Below are 1,289 nucleotides of genomic sequence, written 5' to 3'. Positions count from 1 at the left end.
ATCAGGCAGCGGCGTGATGGTAATCTTCGTCATGTGGCATATCCCTTTCTCTCCAGAGAATTGACGGCGCGTGAACACCGCCATGATATGCCGCCCCTCAGGGGCCATCACCAACTTTCAGCTATATCTCGCGCAGATGCGCGCGGCATCACTGATCCAACAGGCCCCGTCGCGTCGCAGTTGGCCCAGAGGCGTGTGCGCATAGTTCGCCCAGGCAATCTCGTTCCAGTGCGCGGTCGCCCGATCCCCTTCAACATACACATAAGCAAAATAGTCGCCCGCGGCGCCCATGATCTTGAAGCTGCCGTCGTCATCGGACAGACGCTCGAAGGAACAAGGTCCCTCAATGTAGGATTGCCCCCCGACCTCAAGCACGCAGCTCGCGGGTTTGGCAGACGCGGGAAGCGATAATGCGGCGAAGCCAAGCCCCAACACCGCGTAAACAAAAGTGAAATATAATTTCATCTACGAACCTCATGAGGTGATCCTGCTTTTTCGACCAGTTTGCAGCCCTGTTAAGGTGGATCAGGGTTTCACATCAGGCTGCCATTCTCATGGGTTCGGTTTTGCTGGCATGGACCTCGTCGGGGGTCAAGATGCCATAGGTCGAATAGGGCCTCTCGGCGTTGTAATAGGTCAGCCATTTCCCAATGCCGTCGCGTGCCTGTGAGCCGGTCTCGAAGGTGCGCAGGTAGACGCATTCGTATTTCAGCGACCGCCACAGGCGCTCGATCATGCGGTTGTCGATCCAGCGGCCCTTGCCATCCATCGATATCTGCACCTTGGCCGCCTTCAGCTCGCAGGTCCAGTCGCCGCTGGTGAACTGCGATCCCTGATCGGTGTTGAAGACCTCTGGCGGGCCGTATTCGGCCAGGGCCTCTTTCAGGGCCGCGACACAGAAATCCGCTTCGAGCGTGTTCAACAACCGCCAGGGTGAGATGGGACCGTGGCCCCGGTGGGGCCGCGTAAGCCCGTCGAACACCTTGCGGCTGTGCCAATCCATGATGGCCACCAGATACAGGAACCCGCGCTCCATGCGGATATAGGTGATATCGGCGCACCAGACCTGGTTGGGCCGGGTGATCGCCAGCCCTTTCAGCAGGTAGGGATAGATCTTGTGCGCCGGGTGCTTCTTGCTGGTGTTGGGCTTCTGGTAGATCGGCAGTGAGGAGGTTCAGAAAACAGTCCGGGGGACTGTTTTCCCGACGAACGCGCATCAGACGCATCAAGCGGCGCACACGTCGTGCCAGAGGCACGCTTGCAGCGTGACGACGGTCGCACTTGTGCCC

1 protein-coding gene and 1 pseudogene are annotated in these 1,289 nt (G+C 59.1%); both read right to left on the bottom strand.

Annotated elements, in window-relative coordinates:
* Nucleotides 1-117 precede the first annotated feature (117 nt).
* Nucleotides 118-465, bottom strand: a complete 348-nt coding sequence (locus ABIE58_RS20250) for a hypothetical protein (protein ID WP_354546412.1) — start codon at nt 463-465, stop codon at nt 118-120.
* A 73-nt stretch (nt 466-538) separates the two neighbouring features.
* Nucleotides 539-1,159 (bottom strand): annotated as a pseudogene (locus tag ABIE58_RS20245) (IS3 family transposase); the annotation flags it as partial.
* Nucleotides 1,160-1,289: the final 130 nt, after the last annotated feature.

The sequence above is a fragment of the Roseovarius sp. MBR-78 genome (genome assembly GCF_040547535.1).
GTDB lineage: Bacteria > Pseudomonadota > Alphaproteobacteria > Rhodobacterales > Rhodobacteraceae > Roseovarius.
This window is presented reverse-complemented; position numbering and strand designations above follow the sequence as displayed.